This is a genomic window from Pseudomonas sp. KH_046_2, assembly GCF_057838985.1.
This window is the reverse complement of the sequence record NZ_CM174480.1, coordinates 4,191,330-4,211,461: the sequence shown is the minus strand read 5'-3', so window position 1 is coordinate 4,211,461 and position 20,132 is coordinate 4,191,330. Positions and strand designations below refer to the sequence as shown.

The window sequence follows — 20,132 nt, the reverse complement described above, 5'->3', positions numbered from 1 at the left end:
GGCGAGGGAGCTTGCTCCCGCTGGGCAGCGAGCGGCCCCACCAAATGGGCCTGCTGCGCAGTCCAGCGGGAGCAAGCTCCCTCGCCACAAGGGGCGCGGACTTTATCACAGCGCAGGAACGATCTTTCAGACCTGTGACGAACTGCCACCCTGGCATTCAACGCAAATTGCAGGTTCGTGCAACCGCATCCGAAAACACTCTGTTAAGATTCGCCATCCTCATTTTCATGTCTGCCAGTGGGCCTTCGGGCTATCGCTGGTGTTTTCGTTTTCTGGAGTTTTGCATGCTGTTGCCCATTCTTCTGTTGTCCGCCGCCGGCTTCACGGTGCTGACCACGGAATTCATCATCGTTGGCCTGTTGCCCGCTATCGCCCGGGACCTGGAGGTCAGCATCCCGCAGGCCGGTTTGCTGGTGACCCTGTTCGCCTTCACCGTGGCCGCGTTCGGGCCGTTCCTGACGGCGTATTTCGCCCGCTTCGAGCGCCGCAAGCTGTTCATCTCGGTGCTGATCATGTTTGGCCTGGCCAACACGCTCGCGGCGCTGGCGCCGAATATCTGGGTGATGGCATTTGCCCGTTTGATCCCGGCGCTGGGGCTGCCGGTGTTCTGGGCCTTGGCCAGCGAAACGGCGGTGGATATCGTCGGGCCGGATTACGCCGGTCGCGCCATCGCCAAGATCGGCTTCGGCATCGTTTGCGCCACGGTGTTCGGCATTCCCGTGGGCACGCTGATTTCCGATGCGTTCGGCTGGCGCAGTGCCTTCGCGATTCTGGCGGTCATCGCCTTTGCCAAGGCGTTGCTGCTGTTTATCTACCTGCCGAAGACCAATCTGCACCAGCATCAGGTCAGCTTTCGTTCGCAGTTCAAGATCCTGCGCAGCCCGCTGATGCTCGGCCATGTGTTGCTGTCGGTGATTGTGTTCAGCGGCATGTTCACCGCCTACACCTATCTGGCAGACATCCTTGAGCGCCTGGCCGGCTTCAACGGCACCGTGGTCGGCTGGTGCCTGATGGGCTTCGGCGCGGTCGGGCTGATCGGCAACTCCCTGGGCGGCCGGGCGGTGGATCGTCATCCGTTGATGGCGTCGATGATGTTCTGCGCGTTCATGATCGCTGGCCTGGTGGCGCTGGTGCCGAACATCCACTCGCCGCTCGGTCTGGCAGCGGCGATGGGCATCTGGGGCGTGACCCAGGCGGCGTTGTTCCTGGTCAGTCATGTGCGCCTGATGAAAGCGGCGCCCGAAGCACCGGCCTTCGCCGCGTCGCTGAACATCGCCGGGGCCAACCTCGGTATCGGTCTGGGCGCGATGATCGGTGGTCGGGTGATCGACAGCGTCGGCCTGCAAGGCCTTGGCTTTGCGGCGGCCGCTTTCATTCTGGCTTCGATACTGCTGGCCATCGCGCTGATGACGTTCAAGCCGCGCGAAGAGGTCACAGCGCTGTAAACAGCTCGCGTCGGGCACCTTCGGTAATGGCGACAATGCCGGGGTGCTTGACCTTGCGTTCCACTGAGATGGCATAGAACGACTCGCTCACTGCGTCGGTCTGGCCGATCACTTCCACGCCATATTGGCGCTGCACTTCGTCGGCAATCACGCTCGGGCCGATGAAGATCCCGCTGCCGGATTGGCCGAAGGCCTGCATCAGGGCGCTGTCGTCGAATTCGCCGACGATATGCGGCTGGATCTGCTGCTCGGCGAACCAGCGCTGCAAACGGCTGCGCACCACGGTTTCCGGGCCGGGAATCAACAGCGGCGCACCGTGCAGATTGCGCGGGAAGTCCCTACCGTAACGTGCCGCCAGCTCCGGGGTGGCGAAGAAGCTGATCCCACACTCACCGAGTTTCTGGCTGTAGCCCTTGATGTCCAGGTGCGACGGCATCGGGCTGTCGGAGATCACCAGGTCCAGGCGCTGGATCGCCAGGTCGGCCAACAAACGTTCAAGCTTGTCTTCACGGCACGTGATGCGCAGCGGCTCGCTCAATTCCATGGTCGGTGCGATCAGGCGATAGACGATGGATTTGGGCACCACGTCGGCCACGCCGACGCGAAACAGAATCTGCTGCTCATTGGGTTGTGCCCGCAGCATCAGTTCCAGTTCGCCACCGAGCTGAAACATTTGTTCGGCGTAGGGCAGGGCCTGGCGGCCGGCCTCGGTCAGTTCGAGTTGCCGTCCGACGCGCCGGAACAACTCGATGCCAAAGGTCTGTTCCAGCAATGAAATCTGCCCGCTGATGGTTTGTGGCGTGAGGTTCAGTTGCTCGCAGGCGCGCACGATGCTGCCGGTCTTGGCCACCACCCAGAAGTAATGCAATTGCCGATAGTTGAGCATGATGTCTAACACTTCGTAAAAATCGAAGTATAGCTAGTAAAAATACGAATTTTCCTGAAGTGTTTGCTTCCCTAGAATGCATCGCTATCAACGGGCCATCGATTAGGTCCCGTTCGTTCTATCGAGGAAAGCATCATGAAGCTTAAAGCCACGGCATTGCTGATCACGTCTTTACTGGTACTGGCCGGTTGCGACCAGGCCGAGAAAAGCGCGCAACAATTGATGGGCAAGGCTGCCGAAAGCGCCAAACAGGCGATTGACGATACCCACAAGGCCGCCGAGCAAGCGCTCAGCGATGCCACCGGCAGCTTGAGCGGCAAAAAAGAATCATCGGAAAAAGATGCGGAAAAATCCGAATCTTCCTCCCAGGAAATCTAAACCGTATTACAACGAGTCAGGACTGACCCATGGATTACCTTTTACAACTTGCCGCCAGCCCCACTGCCTGGGTTGCCCTGGCCACCCTGGTGGTGATGGAAATCGTGCTCGGCATCGATAACCTGATCTTCATTTCGATCCTGACCAATAAACTGCCCGAGCAGCATCGACAGAAGGCGCGGCGCATCGGTATCGGCATGGCGCTGATCTTGCGACTGGGCCTGTTGAGCACCATCGCGTTCATCGTTCAGTTGACCGCTCCGGTGATCGAGATTCTCGGCCACGCGTTCTCCTGGAAGGACATGATCCTGATCGCCGGTGGCCTGTTCCTGTTGTGGAAGGCGACCACCGAGATCCATCACAGCATGGACCCGGCCCCGGAAGATCCGTTGTCGAAGACATCTACCGTGACGTTGGGCTTTGCTGCGGCGATCGGTCAGATCCTGATGCTGGACATGGTGTTCTCCATCGACAGCATCATTACCGCTGTCGGCATGACCGAGCATTTGCCGATCATGATCATCGCGGTGGTGGTGTCGGTGCTGGTGATGTTGTTTGCGGCTGATCCGCTGGCCAAGTTCATCAACGACAATCCGACGGTGGTGATGCTGGCCCTGGGCTTCCTGATCATGATCGGCATGACGCTGATCGCCGAAGGCTTCGGCGCCCATGTACCGAAAGGCTATGTCTATGCGGCCATGGCGTTCTCGGCTTCGATCGAGGTGTTGAACATGATGTCCCGTCGGGCCAGGCAGAAGCGCGTAGCCACTGAAGCTTAAGCGTCGCTGTAACGAAACGGCCGCCTGAACTCCCAGAGTGCAGGCGGCCGTTTTTGTTGGTGTCGGGTAAGCGTGTTGTCAGTGAGCGTTGGCGTGTTGGCTTGGCGACTTGTTCGCTTCCGGTGCAGGTGCTGGCTGAACAGGGTGGTGGCGGCGAGTAATGCGCAGCACACCCCACAGCATGGCGGCGGCTACCGCCAGCCAGCCGCCAATCAACATCACAATGATCATGGTCAGGCTCATCTGTGCCTCCTCTTTGCCCTTCTTTGGGCACTCCCGCTTCGCTGTCGTCTCTTCAGGGAACAGTCTAGCCGTTGCTGCATTTCAGGCTATTGACCGAAAGTCGGCAGTCACCAACCAGTTCGCTCTATCGAATGCACGCAACTACCGTTTAGAGCTATACCGTAACGGCGCGGCGCCCTATGATCGACGACCAAGCCGGGAACGGGATTGCCTGGCGTCTGAACCTGAACAAGAGAGAGATGATGGTGCGGGTATTTTCTCGAATTTTGTCGACCATGCTGATCGCCGGTTGCGTGGCAAGCCTGGCGGGTTGTGCCGGAAGCGTTGCCCCCGAGATCAAGCGTTTGCCGGAGCGTGTCGAACTCAGCGGCCGATTCTACCGGGGCGATGCGTATCAAAGCGGGCCGCAGGTGCTGGCCAGCATGCTGTCTCAGCAGGGCATCGTGATTACCCCGGGGCTGCTCGAAAAACCCTTGCATTTGCCGGGGGGCGAAGCCCAGTTGCAACAGAACATGCAGAACCTGGCCCGGGAGTACGGGATGGTTGTTTATCCCCTCGATAGCAACCTTGCGGCCTTGTTGACGCAAGTCGCCGCCGGTTATCCGGTGATGGTGCGCTTCACTGAGGGCTCGGCCATGTGGGCCGAACCGCGTTACGCCATTCTGGCCGGCTACAACCGCCAGAAGCAGACGGTCCTGCTGCGGGCCGGGATGGATCGACGCGAACTGATGAGTTTCAGCTCCTTCGAGTCGGCGTTCAAGGACGCCGGTGGCTGGGCCGTGCTGATCCAGAATCCGACGCAGATCCCGGCTCAGGTCGATCAGCAGCGCTGGCTCAAGGCCGCCAACGATGTGGCTCAGGCCGGTCAGGAACAAGCGGCCGCGAACGCTAAAAAAGCCTTGGCCGCGCACTGAGTCCGTTGGTCACCCGACGGGCACCATTGCCCGTCGCCAGCCTCTGAACTTTAAGGGCCCGGAACATTATCGGGCCGAAATCAGGAGGCGCCCATGGCTCATTCCACAACGCCCGTCGGTCCGCACTCGTCTGAACATTCGTCTGGCAATGAGCTCGGTTTCGATCCCGACTCCCCGGACCTTGCCGATCCACAGGTCGACCCGATCGGGCCCGCCAAGGCCCCGAGGGACGTGAAGCCGGGGGACAACCCCAAGGCCCCGGCCAAGCCCTACGATCCACTGGGTGATCTGAAGCACTAGGTTCAATGGAGGTGCGTATGTCTACCGATTCCGGTTTCGACGACAAGCGTCCGGAAACCGTCCCGACAACCCCCGAGCAAAGCACCGATCCGGTGATGGATCCCGACAGCCCGTTGAGGGATCCCTTGGCGCGACCAACGGTTGTGCCCTCTGAAAAGCCGAAGGGCTGGAGAGATCCGAGTACCGGTGACGGCATTCCGGATGACGACCAGATGCCGTTGCCCAACGACTGAATATCCGGCGAAAAAAAGCCCCGAATGTTCGGGGCTTTTTCATGGGTTTGCAGCATGGTTACTTCGACGCTTCAACCACGCCGCTCTGCCGCTGCTTGAGGTTCTTGTCTGCCTTGTACTGCAAGGCTACGGAAGGTACGTCCGCGCTCTTTCCGCTCTCTACCCAATTACGCATGCGCGTGGCATCGGCAAAATGGGTGTACTTGCCATAGGCGTCAAGGATCACCAAGGCCACCGGGCGGTTACCCATTCGAGTCACCAGCACCAGGCAGTGACCTGCTTCGTTGGTGAAGCCGGTTTTTGTCAGCTGGATGTCCCAGTCCGGCTTGCGGACCAAATGGTCGGTGTTGCGGAAACCCAGGCTGTAGTTAGGTTTGCGAAACGAAACGGTCTTTTCCTTGGTTGTACTCAGCTCGGTCAGCAGCGGGTACTTGTGCGCGGCGATCAACAGTTTGCTCAAATCGCGAGCGGTCGAAACGTTGCGCGGTGAGAGACCTGTCGGTTCGACGAAATGGGTATTGGTCATGCCCAAGGCCCGGGCCTTGGCGTTCATTGCAGCAATGAACGCGGCATAGCCACCCGGATAGTGGTGGGCCAGGCTTGCAGCGGCTCGGTTTTCAGATGACATCAGGGCAATCAGCAGCATTTCCCGGCGCGGCAGTTCGCTCTTGAGCTTGACCCGGGAGTACACACCTTTCATTTCCGGTGTGTCGCTGATGTTGATGTTGATGTATTCATCCATGTTTTGCCGGGCTTCAACCACGACCAGGCCGGTCATCAGTTTGCTGACGGACGCGATGGGGACGACGACGTCCGGATTGCTGGCATAGATGACTTTGTTGGTCTGCATATCCAGCAGTAAAGAGCTGCCTGAAGCGAGCTTGAGTGTCTTCGTATCTCGAGGCGCTGCGGTGGTTTCGCCAGCGCTGGCGATTGGCGTGATGAAAGTCCCTGTAACTGCAAAAAATAGGCTCAGGATGGAAAGACGGATTTTCACGCTGGCAGACTCGTAAGGTGTTGATACGCCGTTTTGTAACGGGCAATTTCGTAAAAAGCGCGACATTCTGGAGTATGGCTGAATAACTGTCGATGGTTGTTCAAGTAACAGGTGAAAGTCCTGAGAAACATGAAAAAAAGTCATTTTCCGGCGGGCGGTCGGTGTTTCTCGCAGGCAAAAAAAACCCCGCCAGAGCGGGGTTCCTTGTCACGCTGTCAGCCTCCGCGTTGAAACTCAGCTGTGCAGGGTTTCGGCGGCGTACAGGGTGTTTTCCAGCAGGCAGGCTCGGGTCATCGGGCCTACGCCGCCTGGTACCGGAGTGATCCAGCCGGCGCGGGGCAGGGCGGTTTCGTAGATCACGTCGCCGACCAGCTTGCCGTCATCCTGGCGGTTGATGCCGACATCAATCACGATCGCGCCTTCCTTGATCCATTCGCCCTTGACCAGGCCCGGCTTGCCAGCGGCGACGACGACCAGGTCCGCACGGCCGACATGGCCGGCCAGGTCCTTGGTAAAGCGGTGGGTGACCGTCACGGTGCAACCGGCCAGCAGCAATTCCATGGCCATCGGGCGACCAACGATATTGGATGCACCGACGACCACGGCATTCATCCCGTAGAGATCGACACCGGTGCTTTCCAGCAGGGTCATGATGCCTTTGGGGGTGCATGGGCGCAGCAGTGGAATTCGCTGGGCCAGGCGACCGACGTTATAAGGATGGAAACCGTCGACGTCTTTATCCGGACGAATGCGCTCCAGCAGCCTGGAGGCGTCCAGGTGCTCGGGAAGCGGAAGCTGAAGCAGAACGCCGTCGATTGCAGGATCGTCGTTCAAGCGATCGATCAGCTCGGTCAGCGCTTCCTGAGTGGTTTCCGAAGGCAGGTCATAGGCTTGGGATAGAAAGCCGACCTCTTCACAGTCTTTACGCTTGTGCGAGACATAAACCTGAGAGGCAGGATCGCTGCCGACCAGGATCACCGCGAGGCCGGGCGTACGCAGACCTTGCTGGCGACGCTCGGTGACACGTTGGGCGATCTGCTGGCGCAGGCTGGCGGCGATCGATTTGCCGTCGATAAGTTGTGCAGTCATTGCGCGTGATTAACCATCGAGAGGGGAAAAAAAGAGAACGCATTCTCGCATGTCATGCGGTGAGGGCAAAGGCGCTTGGTCTGCAAATTCCCCTAACTCCTTTAATTAAATGAATTTTTTTTAAAAAGGATTTGACGACCTTCGGGGGGCTCTATACTATTCGTCGCACTTGTCGGGCACAGCCTAGCACTGGTTAGGAAGGTTGAGCGGGATTACGATTCTGTGAGGCTGGAAAGCACTTAGTTTGTAGTCCTCCAAGGTTACAGCTAACAAGGCGCCCGTAGCTCAGCTGGATAGAGCATCCGCCTTCTAAGCGGATGGTCGCAGGTTCGAGTCCTGCCGGGTGCGCCATTAGGCAGCTTTGGCACAAGTAGCGCGATATGGTGGGCGTAGCTCAGTTGGTAGAGCACGGGATTGTGACTCCCGTTGTCGTGGGTTCGATCCCCATCGTCCACCCCATATTTCGAAAGGCGCCAGATTAACAGTCTGGCGCCTTTGCTTTAAAAGCTTCACCCGCGGATGTGGTGGAATTGGTAGACACACTGGATTTAGGTTCCAGCGCCGCGAGGCGTAAGAGTTCGAGTCTCTTCATCCGCACCAATTAAAGCTTCACTCAGGTTGTTGGCCTGGCTGGAGTTTGATAAAGAAGTTGTTTGGCTTCTTTAACAGGCAATATGGTGGGCGTAGCTCAGTTGGTAGAGCACGGGATTGTGACTCCCGTTGTCGTGGGTTCGATCCCCATCGTCCACCCCATATTTCGAAAGGCGCCAGATTGAAAAGTCTGGCGCCTTTTTTGTTTCAGCGACCGCCGGTTGCGGGTCGTAGGGGCAGGGCGTTTCGTCGTATTTATGTTTCTCGATGGTGCTGTCCTGTCCGCCGGCCTTGCTTGCGAGATCGGCTGTCAGGGAGATGATTGGCTGCCTTCTCTATATATGGAAAGGTTGGCGCAGAGCCCTGGCGTGATTGGTTGTATTTGCCATCGGGGCGAGGTGCATTCGTGCATTCGCACCTATAAATTGCCTGCTGCGTTTTTACCCGTTTTCAGTAGGGTGACTTCTTGAGTTTGACCCACTAGAATGCATGCCCTTGATTCTGGGGTCGGAAACGGCCGGCTAACGTCTGTGCAACGAGGAATATCCATGCAAGTTTCTGTTGAAAATACTACTGCTCTTGAGCGCCGCATGAGCGTCACCGTGCCGGCTGAGCGCATCGAGAGCCAGGTCAACAAGCGTCTGCAGCAGACCGCCCAAAAGGCCAAGATTGCTGGCTTCCGTCCAGGCAAAGTGCCAATGAGCGAAATCAAGCGCCGTTTCGGTGCTGACGCTCGTCAGGAAGCTGTAGGCGACGTGATCCAGTCTTCCTTCTACGAAGCTGTGGTTGAGCAGAAGCTGAACCCGGCTGGTTCGCCGTCGATCGAGCCAAAATCCCTGGAAGCTGGCAAGGACCTGGAATACGTAGCCGTATTCGAAGTGTTCCCTGAGTTCACCGTTGCCGGTTTCGAAGGTATCACCGTAGAGCGCCTGAGCGCTGACGTGTCTGATGCCGATCTGGACAAGATGCTGGACATCCTGCGCAAGCAGAACACCCGTTTCGAAGTGGCCGATCGCGCCGCTCAAAACGAAGACCAACTGAACATTGACTTCGTCGGCAAGGTCGACGGTGAAGTGTTCGCTGGCGGTTCCGCCAAGGGTACTCAGCTGGTTCTGGGTTCCGGCCGCATGATCCCTGGTTTCGAAGATGGCCTGGTTGGCGCAAAAGCCGGTGAAGAACGTGTTCTGAACCTGACTTTCCCAGAGGACTATCAGAACCTGGACCTGGCTGGCAAAACCGCCGAGTTCACCGTGACCGTCAACACCGTTTCCGAGCCAAAGCTGCCAGAACTGACCGAAGAGTTCTTCGCTCAATTCGGCATCAAGGAAACCGGTCTGGAAGGCTTCCGCGCCGAAGTTCGCAAGAACATGGAGCGCGAGCTGCGTCAGGCGATCAAATCCAAGGTCAAGAATCAGGTAATGGACGGTCTGCTGGCCACCAACCCGATCGAAGTGCCAAAGGCCCTGCTGTCCAACGAAGTTGACCGTCTGCGCGTGCAGGCTGTCCAGCAGTTCGGCGGCAACATCAAGCCTGACCAACTGCCGGCCGAGCTGTTCGAAGAGCAAGCCAAGCGCCGCGTAGTGCTGGGCCTGATCGTGGCTGAAGTGGTCAAGCAATTCGACCTCAAGCCAGACGAAACCCGCGTTCGCGAGATGATTCAGGAAATGGCTTCGGCCTACCAGGAGCCTGAGCAAGTTGTGTCCTGGTACTACAAGAACGACCAGCAACTGAACGAAGTTCGTTCGGTTGTGCTGGAAGAGCAAGTTGTGGATACTGTTCTGCAGAAAGCTAGCGTGACCGACAAATCGGTCTCTTACGAAGAAGCGGTCAAGCCGGTAGAAGCACCACAAGCCGACTGATCACTTTTGCGGTAAGAAGCAAACACCATAAGCCAGCTTTCGAGCTGGCTTATGCGTATTCAAGACATAACTATTTGGGAGTGACTGCAGAGCATGTTCCGTAATTCGTATATTCAGCAGAACTCTGATATCCAGGCCGCAGGCGGCCTGGTCCCGATGGTTGTCGAGCAGTCCGCTCGTGGCGAGCGCGCCTACGACATCTACTCGCGTCTCCTCAAGGAGCGGGTGATCTTTCTGGTTGGTCCGGTAGAGGACTACATGGCCAACCTGATCTGTGCGCAACTGCTGTTCCTTGAAGCGGAAAACCCGGACAAGGACATCCATCTCTATATCAACTCCCCGGGCGGTTCGGTGACGGCGGGCATGTCGATCTACGACACCATGCAGTTCATCAAACCCAACGTGGCGACTACCTGTATCGGTCAGGCGTGCAGCATGGGCGCGTTCCTGCTGACGGCCGGTGCGCAAGGCAAGCGTTACTGCCTGCCGAACTCGCGTGTGATGATTCACCAGCCACTGGGCGGTTTCCAGGGCCAGGCGTCGGATATCGAAATCCATGCCAAGGAAATTCTCTTCATTCGTGAGCGTCTCAACACGCTGATGGCCCAGCACAGCGGGCGCACTCTTGAAGAAATCGAGCGCGATACCAACCGCGACAATTTCATGAGTGCAGAAGCTGCGCGTGAGTACGGGTTGATCGATGAAGTGATCAGCCAGCGCCCTGCTTAAAATAAGCAGCTCAAAATAAGGTTGGTCGGCGGGTCCGATCACCTGCGGGCTTGAAAAAGCCCGCAATAGCCTTCATCTTGTGTTGCAAGCCTATCGGATTGGATCGAACGAATGACTGACACCCGCAACGGCGAGGACAACGGCAAGCTGCTCTATTGCTCCTTCTGTGGCAAAAGCCAGCATGAAGTACGCAAATTGATTGCCGGCCCCTCGGTCTTTATCTGCGACGAGTGCGTCGACCTGTGCAACGACATCATCCGCGAGGAGGTGCAGGAAGCACAGGCCGAAAGCAGCGCGCATAAATTGCCTTCGCCTAAAGAAATCAGCGGCATCCTTGATCAGTATGTGATTGGTCAGGAGCGTGCGAAAAAGGTTCTGGCCGTAGCGGTGTACAACCACTACAAGCGCCTGAACCAGCGTGACAAAAAGAATGACGACGTCGAACTCGGCAAGAGCAACATCCTGCTGATCGGCCCGACAGGCTCGGGTAAGACCCTGCTTGCCGAAACACTGGCCCGTTTGCTGAACGTTCCGTTCACCATCGCCGACGCAACCACCCTCACCGAGGCGGGTTACGTGGGTGAAGATGTCGAGAACATCATTCAGAAGCTGCTGCAGAAATGCGATTACGACGTGGAAAAAGCCCAGATGGGCATTGTCTACATTGATGAAATCGACAAGATTTCGCGCAAGTCTGACAACCCGTCGATCACCCGGGACGTTTCCGGTGAAGGCGTGCAGCAGGCCCTGCTCAAGTTGATCGAAGGCACGGTCGCTTCCGTTCCACCACAAGGTGGTCGCAAGCATCCGCAGCAGGAATTCCTGCAGGTCGACACCCGTAACATCCTGTTCATCTGTGGTGGTGCGTTCTCCGGTCTGGAAAAGGTTATTCAAAACCGTTCCACCAAGGGCGGCATCGGCTTCAACGCAGAAGTGCGCAGCAAGGAAGAAGGCAAGAAAGTCGGTGAGTCCCTGCGTGAAGTCGAGCCTGACGATTTGGTCAAGTTCGGTCTGATCCCGGAATTCGTCGGTCGTCTGCCGGTACTTGCCACGCTGGACGAGCTTGACGAGGCTGCGTTGATGCAGATCCTCACCGAGCCGAAAAATGCCCTGACCAAGCAGTATGCCAAGTTGTTCGAGATGGAAGGCGTGGATCTGGAATTCCGGAGCGACGCTCTGAAATCGGTCGCCAAGCGTGCCCTGGAGCGTAAAACCGGTGCCCGTGGCCTGCGTTCGATTCTCGAAGGTGTATTGCTCGACACTATGTATGAAATCCCCTCGCAATCCGAGGTGAGCAAAGTAGTGATCGATGAAAGCGTGATAGAAGGCAAGTCCAAGCCACTGTATATCTACGAAAACAGTGAGCCTGCTGCCAAGGCAGCGCCAGACGCTTAAGCGTCACGCAGCCGGTACAAAGAAGGGGCCTTCGGGCCCCTTTGCTTTTGTGGGAGCTGGCTTGCCAGCGAAGGCGAACTGACAGCCAATCTGATTTTCGGATGTGTCCGGACCATCACAAGCGCTGCCATCAGCTGCAATCTTTTAAGTCGTACTTTTATCCGCTTGTTTTTTTTCAAAGCAGCCCCCATCTTGGTTTCAAGCTTACTTCCATCTGTTTACGGCCTTACGGCCGCCGTAGAGGCGAAATCATGAAGACAACCATCGAATTGCCTCTCCTGCCATTGCGTGATGTCGTGGTTTATCCGCACATGGTTATCCCGCTGTTCGTGGGGCGCGAGAAATCCATCGAAGCCCTCGAGGCTGCGATGACGGGTGACAAGCAGATTCTTCTGCTGGCCCAGAGAAACCCGGCTGACGACGATCCCGGTGAAGAGGCCCTGTACCGCGTTGGTACCATTGCCACCGTTCTGCAGCTGCTGAAGCTGCCTGACGGTACGGTCAAGGTTCTGGTCGAAGGCGAGCAGCGGGGCGCTGTCGAGCGCTTCAGCGAAGTGGATGGCCACTGCCGTGCCGAAGTCTCCCTGATCGACGAAGTCGACGCCCCAGAGCGCGAGTCGGAAGTGTTCGTTCGCAGCCTGCTTTCCCAGTTCGAGCAATACGTGCAGTTGGGCAAGAAAGTCCCGGCTGAAGTCCTGTCGTCGCTCAACAGCATCGATGAGCCAGGCCGCCTGGTAGACACCATGGCCGCGCACATGGCCCTGAAGATCGAACAGAAGCAGGAAATCCTCGAAATCATCGATTTGTCGGCCCGGGTCGAGCACGTTCTGGCGCTGCTGGATGCCGAGATCGATCTGCTGCAAGTCGAAAAACGCATTCGTGGCCGCGTCAAAAAACAAATGGAGCGCAGCCAGCGCGAGTACTACCTGAATGAGCAGATGAAGGCCATTCAGAAAGAGCTCGGCGACAGCGACGAAGGTCACAACGAAGTCGAAGAGCTGAAAAAGCGTATCGATGCCGCTGGCCTGCCGAAAGACGCGCTGGTCAAGGCGACGGCTGAACTGAACAAGCTCAAGCAGATGTCGCCGATGTCCGCGGAAGCGACCGTGGTGCGTTCGTACATCGACTGGCTGGTTCAAGTGCCGTGGAAGGCCCAGAGCAAGGTGCGCCTGGACCTGGCACGCGCAGAAGACATTCTGGATGCCGACCACTATGGTCTGGAAGAGGTCAAGGAACGCATCCTCGAATACCTCGCCGTGCAAAAGCGCGTGAAAAAAATCCGTGGTCCGGTGTTGTGTCTGGTCGGTCCTCCTGGGGTGGGTAAAACATCCCTGGCGGAGTCGATTGCTCACGCCACCAACCGCAAGTTCGTGCGCATGGCCCTCGGCGGTGTGCGTGACGAGGCGGAAATTCGTGGACATCGCCGTACTTACATCGGTTCGATGCCAGGAAGATTGATTCAAAAGATGACAAAAGTGGGGGTCCGCAACCCGCTGTTCCTGCTCGATGAAATCGACAAGATGGGCAGCGACATGCGTGGCGATCCGGCATCGGCGTTGCTGGAAGTGCTCGATCCGGAGCAAAACCACAACTTCAACGATCACTATCTGGAAGTCGATTACGACCTGTCCGATGTGATGTTCCTGTGCACCTCGAACTCGATGAACATCCCGCCGGCGTTGCTGGACCGGATGGAAGTGATCCGTCTGCCGGGCTACACCGAAGACGAGAAGATCAACATCGCCGTCAAATACCTTTCGCCAAAGCAGATTACGGCCAACGGCCTGAAGAAAGGCGAGCTGGAGTTTGACGACGAAGCGATCCGCGACATCATCCGCTACTACACCCGTGAAGCCGGTGTGCGTGGCCTGGAGCGCCAGATTGCCAAGGTTTGCCGCAAGACTGTCAAGGAACATGCGCTGGAAAAACGCTTTTCGGTGAAGGTCACCGCAGACATGCTGGAGCACTTCCTGGGCGTGCGCAAATTCCGCTACGGCCTGGCCGAGCAGCAGGATCAGATCGGTCAGGTGACCGGGTTGGCGTGGACTCAGGTGGGCGGCGAATTGCTGACCATCGAAGCCGCTGTCGTGCCGGGTAAAGGCCAGTTGATCAAGACCGGCTCGCTGGGTGACGTGATGGTCGAATCGATCACCGCGGCCCTGACCGTGGTGCGCAGCCGTGCGAAGAGTCTGGGGATTCCCCTGGACTTCCATGAGAAGCGTGACACCCATATCCACATGCCCGAAGGGGCAACGCCGAAAGACGGTCCTAGCGCAGGTGTAGGCATGTGTACGGCCCTGGTGTCGGCATTGACCGGCATTCCGGTGCGCGCGGATGTGGCCATGACCGGTGAAATTACCTTGCGTGGTCAGGTGCTGGCGATCGGTGGTTTGAAGGAAAAACTGCTCGCGGCTCACCGTGGCGGAATCAAGACCGTGATCATTCCTGAAGAGAATGTTCGCGATTTGAAGGAAATTCCGGACAATATCAAGCAGGATCTACAGATTAAACCGGTTAAATGGATTGACGAGGTCCTGCAAATTGCGCTGCAATACGCGCCGGAGCCCTTGCCGGATGTGGCTCCGGAGATAGTCGCGAAGGATGAGAAACGCGACGCAGATTCTAAGGAAAGAATTAGCACGCATTAGTACGTATTTGCCTGGGGGGCTTTCTTGACAGCTTTTTAGAGCCCTTGTTATAAAGCGGCTCTTAAGTGTCTGTAGGCCATTCAGCACTCGTTTTTGCTTTTACCAAAAAAACTTAGAATCATACTCAAATAGATATAAGGGGACTTAGAGTGAACAAGTCGGAACTGATTGATGCTATCGCTGCATCCGCTGATATCCCGAAAGCTGCTGCTGGCCGTGCGCTGGACGCTGTAATCGAATCCGTCACTGGCGCTCTCAAGGCTGGCGACTCTGTTGTTCTGGTTGGTTTCGGTACCTTCTCCGTAACTGATCGTCCGGCTCGCATTGGTCGTAACCCACAGACCGGTAAGACGCTGGAAATCGCAGCAGCCAAAAAACCAGGTTTCAAAGCCGGTAAAGCACTGAAAGAAGCTGTCAACTAAGTTCGATTCAGGTTTTTACCCATCCGGGTCGGGGTCATGCCTGACTTGGCAGCGGAGCGGCAGTCCTGCCTGCAGGTCGCCGGTTCAAGACACCGAGGGTCGCCAGTTCGAGCCCCTCGATCCGCTCCGCCAGTTACGAGAAGGCGCATCCTCGGATGCGCCTTTCTTCTATCCGGACTCTACCCACGCTCCACGGTTGCCTAATTTTTGAAGTTCAACCGTTTCTGGGGGACGCATGCTGCAGAATATCAGGGACAATTCACAAGGCTGGATTGCCAAGACTATTATCGGGGTCATCGTTGCGCTGATGGCTTTGACCGGTTTCGACGCCATTTTTCAGGCCACGACGAACAAGAATGAAGCGGCGAAGGTCAATGGCGAAGAAATCAGCCAGAACGAGCTGAGCCAGGCGGTCGATATGCAACGCCGTCAGCTTATGCAACAGCTGGGCAAGGATTTCGATGCTTCCTTGCTCGATGAAAAAATGCTGCGCGAGTCGGCTCTCAAGGGCCTGATCGATCGCAAACTGCTGCTGCAAGGCGCAGAAAATTCGAAATTCGCTTTTTCCGAAGCGGCTCTGGATCAGGTCATCCTGCAAACGCCTGAGTTTCAGGTGGATGGCAAGTTCAGCTCCGAGCGTTTCGACCAGGTGATTCGCCAACTCGGCTACACCCGCATGCAATTCCGCCAGATGCTGGCTCAGGAAATGCTGATTGGTCAGTTGCGTGCCGGTCTGGCCGGTAGCGGTTTCGTGACCGATGCACAGGTGCTGGCGTTTGCCCGTCTGGAAAAACAGACCCGCGATTTCGCCTCCCTGAACATCAAGGCCGACCCGGCAGCAGTCAAGCTGACCGACGATGAGGTCAAGGCTTATTACGACGAGCATGCCAAGGAATTCATGACGCCGGATCAGGTGGTCATCGATTACCTCGAGCTGAAGAAGGCTTCCTTCTTCGATCAGGTCAGCGTCAATGACGAAGACCTGCAGGCGGCCTATCAGAAAGAAATCGCGAATCTGTCCGAGCAACGCCAGGCGGCGCACATTCTGATTGAAGTGAACGACAAGACCACCGAGGCGCAAGCCAAGGCGAAGATCGAAGAGATCCAGGCCCGTCTGGCCAAGGGCGAGAAATTCGAGGCTCTGGCCAAGGAGTTCTCCCAGGATCCGGGTTCGGCGAACAACGGCGGCGACCTGGGTTATGCCGGTCCTGGCGTCTACGATCCGGCGTTCGAAAAGGCCCTGTATTCGTTGGCCAAGGATCAGGTTTCCGCGCCGGTTCGCACCGATTTCGGGTTCCACCTGATCAAGCTGTTGGGCGTGGAAGCGCCTGAAGTACCGACATTCGCCAGCCTGAAAGACAAGCTGACCCGCGAATTGAAGGCTCAGCAAGTCGAACAGCGTTTTGTCGAGGCGACCAAGCAACTGGAAGATGCCTCGTTCGAAGCCTCCGATCTGGCTCAGCCGGCGCAGGACCTGAAGCTGACCGTCCACACGTCCAAGCCGTTCGGCCGTGAAGGCGGTGAGGGTATTGCGGCCAACCGTGCCGTGATCACTGCCGCGTTCAGCCCGGAAGTACTGGATGAGGGCGCGAACAGCACCGCTATCGAGCTCGATCCGGAAACCGTGGTCGTGTTGCGTGCCAAGGAGCACCTGAAGCCTTCGCAATTGCCGCTGGAAAGCGTCTCTGCCGCGATCCGTGCGCAATTGGCCAAGGAACACGCCAGCGCCGATGCCAAGACCAAGGCTGACGCCCTGATTGCCGGCCTGCGCGATGGCAAGACTCCGCTGGACCAGGCGGTCGACGGCCAGGCCTGGAAAGTCACCGAGGCGGCGACCCGTGCTCAGGAAGGGATCGACCCTGCGGTGTTGCAAGCGCTGTTCCGCATGGCGAAGCCTGCGGCCAAGGACAAGCCGACCTTCACCAGCGTGACGCTGGCTGATGGCAGCCTGATGATCGTGCGTCTCAATGGCGTGAACGAAGCCGCGGCACCGACCGAGGAAGAGAAAGCACAGTATCGTCGCTACCTCGCTTCCCGCATCGGCCAGCAAGACTTCGCAGCTTACCGCAAGCAGCTGGAAAGCCAGGCGGAGATCAAGCGTTACTGATGCCTGAACAGGTTTAGCGCTGCACAGAAGACCCCGGCCGAAAGGCCGGGGTCTTTTTTGTTGTGCGCCCAGCATGGGCGCAATCTTGTGGGTGGAAGTCCCACCGTGAGCTGACCACAGCGAACGAAGTGAAGCGCAACTGCATTAGGGCGACCGAGTGTGGGGAGGAAGCGTGAATCGAAACCGTGAGCCGATGGACAAGAACCGGATACAAGGCTATGTCGACCAGGGCGAGCGGGCAGCAAATCGCAAAGCTCTTGTGGTCAAAGGGCGGCATCGTAAATCCGGCGGTTGTGCGGGGAAGGATTGCGTTCTTACCTGGGGAGATCTCGCCTTGTGCCTGAAAGGGCGACGGCATCAGCCGGAGCGAGAAGTCAGCAGAGGCCGTAGTAGTCTTTTTTTTGACGAAGGGCCGAACGAGAGAAAGCGTTATAGGCCATGTTGATGCGAGAAGCCGGAAGTCAGATGCCTGCCAAACGCGGGGCGGATGGAGACAGCGAGCGGTGAAGCCGTGAGAAGTCCCGTCAGCGACGAGGTCAATCGCCCGCAAGATGAATCCGACAACGCAGGGCAAGGGCTGCTGGAGCGGGCCTTTGCAAGAGAAAACCTGAAACGGGCGTGGAAACGGGTCAAGGCCAACAAGGGTGCAGCGGGAGTCGATGGTCTGGATATTGAGCAGACCGCCGAACACTTGCTAACCCAGTGGGCAGGGATTCGTGAACAGCTTCTTTCAGGTATCTACCGGCCCAGTCCGGTACGACGAGTGGCCATTCCCAAGCCTGACGGCGGTCAACGTGAGTTGGGTATCCCGACGGTCATCGACCGTCTGATCCAACAAGCACTGCTGCAGGTCTTGCAGCCATTGCTCGATCCAACTTTCAGTGAACACAGCTACGGCTTTCGTCCGGGACGCTGCGCGCAGGACGCTGTTTTAGCTGCCCAGCGTCATGTGTCCTCGGGTCTCAAAGTGGTGGTGGATGTGGATCTGGAGAAGTTCTTCGACCGGGTCGACCACGATATTTTGATTGATCGTTTACGCAAGCGGATTGCGGATCGGGCGGTTATGCGACTGATCCGGGCGTATCTGGATGCGGGAACGCAGATCAATGGCGCGGTCGAGAAAAGCCGTTGCGGGGCGCCGCAAGGCGGTCCGCTGTCACCGCTGCTGGCGAACGTGCTGCTGGACGAAGTGGGTCGGGAGCTTGAACACCGAGGTCATTGCTTCGTGCGCTATGCCGACGATGCGAATGTGTATGTTCGCAGTCACAAGGCGGGCCAGCGGGTGATGATCTTGCTGAGGCGTTTGTATGAAAAGCTGCACTTGAGCGTCAACTCGAGCAAGAGCGCGGTGACGAGTGCATTTGGTCGCAAGTTTCTTGGGTACGCCTTCTGGGCCTCTCCACAAGGCGTCAAAAGAGCAGTGGCGATCAAGGCGCGCAAGCAGTTCAAACAACGGGTACGTGAACTCACGCGTCGCTCGGGTGGTCGCAGTCTGCGGCAAGTTGTCGAGAATCTACGACCCTACCTCTTGGGCTGGAAAGCTTGCTTCGGGTTGTCACAAACACCGAAAGTCTGGCGAGGGCTAGATGAGTGGATGCGACATCGATTACGAGCGATCCAACTTAAACAATGGAGGCGTGGTCCGACGATTTATCGCGAACTGCGGGCGCTGGGAGCCAGTAGCCAATCGGCACGGAAAGTGGCGGCTAACTCTTATAGTTGGTGGCGTAACAGCCGCTTTGAGCTCAATCGAGTGCTGGACGTGGCGTGGTTTGACAGGCTGGGATTGGTGCGACTCTCATAACCTCAATCTCTCGAACCGCCCGGTGCGGACCCGCATGCCGGGTGGTGTGGCAGGGGAGCGGCCTGTGAAGGCCGCCCCCTATGCCGATTGTGCTGCTTTTGTCGGTTGAGGGGTGTGTTGTTCGGACTGGCCTCATCGCGAGCAGGCTCGCTCCCACGGTTCTGTCGCATAATGGCTGGCCTTGGCGGCGTGTCAGGGATTCTTGGAGATGCGGGATTTGTTGAAATGGCGGCTGCATGGCCTTGGGGCTCTGATCATCATGCTGTCCGCCTGCGGCAGCGGCGACACTCTGGAAACCTTCGGCGGCCCGACCATGGGCAGCACTTATTCGATCAAGTATGTGCGCCATGCCGGCCTTCCGGCGCCGGACGAAGTCCGCGTCCAGGTCGAGCGGATCCTCGCTGACATTGACCGGCAAATGTCGACCTACCGCAGCGACTCGGACATCGAGCGCTTCAATGCATTGCCGGCCGACGGCTGTCAGGTTATGCCGGCGTCGATCCTCGAACTGGTCCGCGTGGGCGAGCAACTGTCAGTGCAAAGCGATGGTTCCTACGATCTGACGGTGGAGCCGTTGCTCAATCTCTGGGGATTTGGTCCGCAGGCCCGCGGGGAAAAAGTCCCGACCGTCGAAGCCCTCGCCGAAGTCCGCAAGCGCGTCGGCCATGAACACTTGCGCATCGAGGGCGACCGGTTGTGCAAGGACGCCGCCGTCGAGGTCGACTTCAACAGCATCGCCGCCGGTTATGCGGTGGACACGATTGCCGCAAGACTCGAGGCGATGGGCATCCATGACTACCTCGCCGAGGCGACGGGCGAGCTCAAGGCGTCCGGCAAGAAGGCTGACGGTTCGCCATGGCGCATCGCCCTGGAAGAACCTCGGGATGATCGGCAGGTGGCCGAGCGCATCATTGTTGTTGACGGCTATGGCCTGTCCACCTCCGGTGACTACCGGAATTATTTCGAGCAGGGCGGCCAGCGTTTTTCCCACACCTTTGATGCGCGCACCGGTGCGCCGGTCTCACATAACCTGGCGTCGGTCACGGTGATTCATCCTTCCGCGTTGATGGCCGATGGCTTATCGACGCTGTTGCTGATTCTCGGCCCGGAGCGCGGTTGGGACTACGCAGAAAAACACGATATCGGCGCATTTTTTGTGATTCGTGCCGATACAGGTTTCGTCACACGCAGCAGTCACGCTTTTGAACGCCTCAATGGCAAAAAAACCGAATGATTTCGGCGATTTGAGCATTGAAAACTGGCGTTGTAGCGCAGGCAAAAGTAGCCTACGACGCGACCAAGGGTTAATGTGC

General features: G+C 57.7%; 18 protein-coding genes and 4 tRNA genes. 18 read left to right on the top strand and 4 right to left on the bottom strand.

Annotated elements, in window-relative coordinates; genetic code table 11:
• Nucleotides 1-284: 284 nt before the first annotated feature.
• Nucleotides 285-1,445: an MFS transporter gene (locus AC3IX1_RS19090; RefSeq protein WP_223531060.1), complete on the top strand. Its 1,161-nt coding sequence runs from the start codon at nt 285-287 to the stop codon at nt 1,443-1,445.
• Here AC3IX1_RS19090 and nhaR read toward each other — a convergent pair.
• Nucleotides 1,432-2,331 (bottom strand): transcriptional activator NhaR, encoded by a 900-nt coding sequence (nhaR, locus tag AC3IX1_RS19085; RefSeq protein WP_489385370.1) that lies wholly within the window; start codon nt 2,329-2,331, stop codon nt 1,432-1,434. The genes AC3IX1_RS19090 and nhaR overlap by 14 nt on opposite strands.
• Before the next feature lie 135 nt (nt 2,332-2,466).
• On the opposite strand from nhaR, the gene AC3IX1_RS19080 reads away from it, so the two are divergent.
• Nucleotides 2,467-2,709 (top strand): hypothetical protein, encoded by a 243-nt coding sequence (locus tag AC3IX1_RS19080; RefSeq protein ID WP_489385369.1) that lies wholly within the window; start codon nt 2,467-2,469, stop codon nt 2,707-2,709.
• 29 nt (nt 2,710-2,738) lie between these two features.
• Complete coding sequence (locus tag AC3IX1_RS19075) at nt 2,739-3,488, top strand: TerC family protein (RefSeq protein WP_489385368.1); 750 nt, start codon at nt 2,739-2,741, stop codon at nt 3,486-3,488.
• Nucleotides 3,489-3,566: 78 nt separating this feature from the next.
• Here the strand turns inward: AC3IX1_RS19075 and AC3IX1_RS19070 are convergent, their stop codons facing one another.
• Nucleotides 3,567-3,731, bottom strand: coding sequence for a hypothetical protein (locus AC3IX1_RS19070; protein ID WP_489385367.1), 165 nt, complete (start codon nt 3,729-3,731; stop codon nt 3,567-3,569).
• A gap of 179 nt (nt 3,732-3,910) precedes the next feature.
• Here AC3IX1_RS19070 and AC3IX1_RS19065 point away from each other — a divergent pair, with 179 nt between their 5' ends.
• The 3 genes from AC3IX1_RS19065 (at nt 3,911) to AC3IX1_RS19055 (ending at nt 5,178) form a co-directional block, all read left to right on the top strand.
• Nucleotides 3,911-4,645 carry a C39 family peptidase gene (locus AC3IX1_RS19065; protein WP_489385366.1) on the top strand — a complete coding sequence of 245 codons (735 nt, stop codon included), beginning with the start codon at nt 3,911-3,913 and terminating at the stop codon, nt 4,643-4,645.
• A 93-nt stretch (nt 4,646-4,738) separates the two neighbouring features.
• The gene (locus AC3IX1_RS19060; RefSeq protein ID WP_489385365.1) at nt 4,739-4,945 is read left to right on the top strand and encodes a DUF6021 family protein; all 207 of its coding nucleotides are present in this window, start codon (nt 4,739-4,741) and stop codon (nt 4,943-4,945) included.
• Between the two features lie 17 nt (nt 4,946-4,962).
• Nucleotides 4,963-5,178, top strand: coding sequence for a hypothetical protein (locus AC3IX1_RS19055; RefSeq protein WP_489385364.1), 216 nt, complete (start codon nt 4,963-4,965; stop codon nt 5,176-5,178).
• A gap of 58 nt (nt 5,179-5,236) precedes the next feature.
• Here the strand turns inward: AC3IX1_RS19055 and pbpG are convergent, their stop codons facing one another.
• On the bottom strand, nt 5,237-6,175 hold the full coding sequence (gene pbpG, locus AC3IX1_RS19050) for a D-alanyl-D-alanine endopeptidase (RefSeq protein WP_489388762.1): 939 nt from the start codon (nt 6,173-6,175) through the stop codon (nt 5,237-5,239).
• 234 nt (nt 6,176-6,409) lie between these two features.
• Nucleotides 6,410-7,264, bottom strand: a complete 855-nt coding sequence (gene folD, locus AC3IX1_RS19045; RefSeq protein WP_008001570.1) for a bifunctional methylenetetrahydrofolate dehydrogenase/methenyltetrahydrofolate cyclohydrolase FolD — start codon at nt 7,262-7,264, stop codon at nt 6,410-6,412.
• 274 nt (nt 7,265-7,538) lie between these two features.
• Here folD and AC3IX1_RS19040 point away from each other — a divergent pair.
• The 12 genes from AC3IX1_RS19040 to AC3IX1_RS18985 all read left to right on the top strand — a co-directional run bounded on the left by AC3IX1_RS19040 (nt 7,539) and on the right by AC3IX1_RS18985 (nt 20,053).
• Nucleotides 7,539-7,615: transfer RNA gene (locus tag AC3IX1_RS19040), tRNA-Arg, on the top strand.
• A gap of 32 nt (nt 7,616-7,647) precedes the next feature.
• A tRNA-His gene (locus AC3IX1_RS19035) sits at nt 7,648-7,723 on the top strand.
• Nucleotides 7,724-7,779: 56 nt separating this feature from the next.
• Nucleotides 7,780-7,864: transfer RNA gene (locus AC3IX1_RS19030), tRNA-Leu, on the top strand.
• A gap of 77 nt (nt 7,865-7,941) precedes the next feature.
• Nucleotides 7,942-8,017: transfer RNA gene (locus AC3IX1_RS19025), tRNA-His, on the top strand.
• Nucleotides 8,018-8,403: 386 nt separating this feature from the next.
• Nucleotides 8,404-9,714 (top strand): trigger factor, encoded by a 1,311-nt coding sequence (tig, locus tag AC3IX1_RS19020; protein WP_489385363.1) that lies wholly within the window; start codon nt 8,404-8,406, stop codon nt 9,712-9,714.
• Nucleotides 9,715-9,807: 93 nt separating this feature from the next.
• Nucleotides 9,808-10,443, top strand: coding sequence for an ATP-dependent Clp endopeptidase proteolytic subunit ClpP (clpP, locus tag AC3IX1_RS19015; RefSeq protein ID WP_095944368.1), 636 nt, complete (start codon nt 9,808-9,810; stop codon nt 10,441-10,443).
• 111 nt (nt 10,444-10,554) lie between these two features.
• Nucleotides 10,555-11,838 carry an ATP-dependent Clp protease ATP-binding subunit ClpX gene (gene clpX / locus AC3IX1_RS19010; RefSeq protein ID WP_095167797.1) on the top strand — a complete coding sequence of 428 codons (1,284 nt, stop codon included), beginning with the start codon at nt 10,555-10,557 and terminating at the stop codon, nt 11,836-11,838.
• 251 nt (nt 11,839-12,089) lie between these two features.
• Complete coding sequence (lon, locus tag AC3IX1_RS19005) at nt 12,090-14,486, top strand: endopeptidase La (RefSeq protein ID WP_489385362.1); 2,397 nt, start codon at nt 12,090-12,092, stop codon at nt 14,484-14,486.
• 149 nt (nt 14,487-14,635) lie between these two features.
• A complete protein-coding gene (locus AC3IX1_RS19000) occupies nt 14,636-14,908 on the top strand; it encodes an HU family DNA-binding protein (RefSeq protein ID WP_002552737.1) in 273 nt (90 codons plus the stop codon).
• A 235-nt stretch (nt 14,909-15,143) separates the two neighbouring features.
• The gene (locus tag AC3IX1_RS18995; RefSeq protein WP_489385361.1) at nt 15,144-17,015 is read left to right on the top strand and encodes a SurA N-terminal domain-containing protein; all 1,872 of its coding nucleotides are present in this window, start codon (nt 15,144-15,146) and stop codon (nt 17,013-17,015) included.
• A 511-nt stretch (nt 17,016-17,526) separates the two neighbouring features.
• Complete coding sequence (gene ltrA / locus AC3IX1_RS18990; RefSeq protein WP_489385360.1) at nt 17,527-18,819, top strand: group II intron reverse transcriptase/maturase; 1,293 nt, start codon at nt 17,527-17,529, stop codon at nt 18,817-18,819.
• Between the two features lie 208 nt (nt 18,820-19,027).
• Nucleotides 19,028-20,053, top strand: a complete 1,026-nt coding sequence (locus AC3IX1_RS18985; RefSeq protein ID WP_489385359.1) for an FAD:protein FMN transferase — start codon at nt 19,028-19,030, stop codon at nt 20,051-20,053.
• Nucleotides 20,054-20,132 lie beyond the last annotated feature (79 nt).

What these genes read in the sequence shown, in the direction of transcription:
- AC3IX1_RS19090 (WP_223531060.1), top strand. Translation starts at nt 285, where the DNA reads ATGCTGTTGCCCATTCTTCTGTTGTCCGCCGCCGGCTTCACGGTGCTG.
- nhaR (WP_489385370.1), bottom strand. Translation starts at nt 2,331, where the DNA reads ATGCTCAACTATCGGCAATTGCATTACTTCTGGGTGGTGGCCAAGACC.
- AC3IX1_RS19080 (WP_489385369.1), top strand. Translation starts at nt 2,467, where the DNA reads ATGAAGCTTAAAGCCACGGCATTGCTGATCACGTCTTTACTGGTACTG.
- AC3IX1_RS19075 (WP_489385368.1), top strand. Translation starts at nt 2,739, where the DNA reads ATGGATTACCTTTTACAACTTGCCGCCAGCCCCACTGCCTGGGTTGCC.
- AC3IX1_RS19070 (WP_489385367.1), bottom strand. Translation starts at nt 3,731, where the DNA reads ATGAGCCTGACCATGATCATTGTGATGTTGATTGGCGGCTGGCTGGCG.
- AC3IX1_RS19065 (WP_489385366.1), top strand. Translation starts at nt 3,911, where the DNA reads ATGATCGACGACCAAGCCGGGAACGGGATTGCCTGGCGTCTGAACCTG.
- AC3IX1_RS19060 (WP_489385365.1), top strand. Translation starts at nt 4,739, where the DNA reads ATGGCTCATTCCACAACGCCCGTCGGTCCGCACTCGTCTGAACATTCG.
- AC3IX1_RS19055 (WP_489385364.1), top strand. Translation starts at nt 4,963, where the DNA reads ATGTCTACCGATTCCGGTTTCGACGACAAGCGTCCGGAAACCGTCCCG.
- folD (WP_008001570.1), bottom strand. Translation starts at nt 7,264, where the DNA reads ATGACTGCACAACTTATCGACGGCAAATCGATCGCCGCCAGCCTGCGC.
- tig (WP_489385363.1), top strand. Translation starts at nt 8,404, where the DNA reads ATGCAAGTTTCTGTTGAAAATACTACTGCTCTTGAGCGCCGCATGAGC.
- clpP (WP_095944368.1), top strand. Translation starts at nt 9,808, where the DNA reads ATGTTCCGTAATTCGTATATTCAGCAGAACTCTGATATCCAGGCCGCA.
- clpX (WP_095167797.1), top strand. Translation starts at nt 10,555, where the DNA reads ATGACTGACACCCGCAACGGCGAGGACAACGGCAAGCTGCTCTATTGC.
- lon (WP_489385362.1), top strand. Translation starts at nt 12,090, where the DNA reads ATGAAGACAACCATCGAATTGCCTCTCCTGCCATTGCGTGATGTCGTG.
- AC3IX1_RS18995 (WP_489385361.1), top strand. Translation starts at nt 15,144, where the DNA reads ATGCTGCAGAATATCAGGGACAATTCACAAGGCTGGATTGCCAAGACT.
- AC3IX1_RS18985 (WP_489385359.1), top strand. Translation starts at nt 19,028, where the DNA reads ATGCGGGATTTGTTGAAATGGCGGCTGCATGGCCTTGGGGCTCTGATC.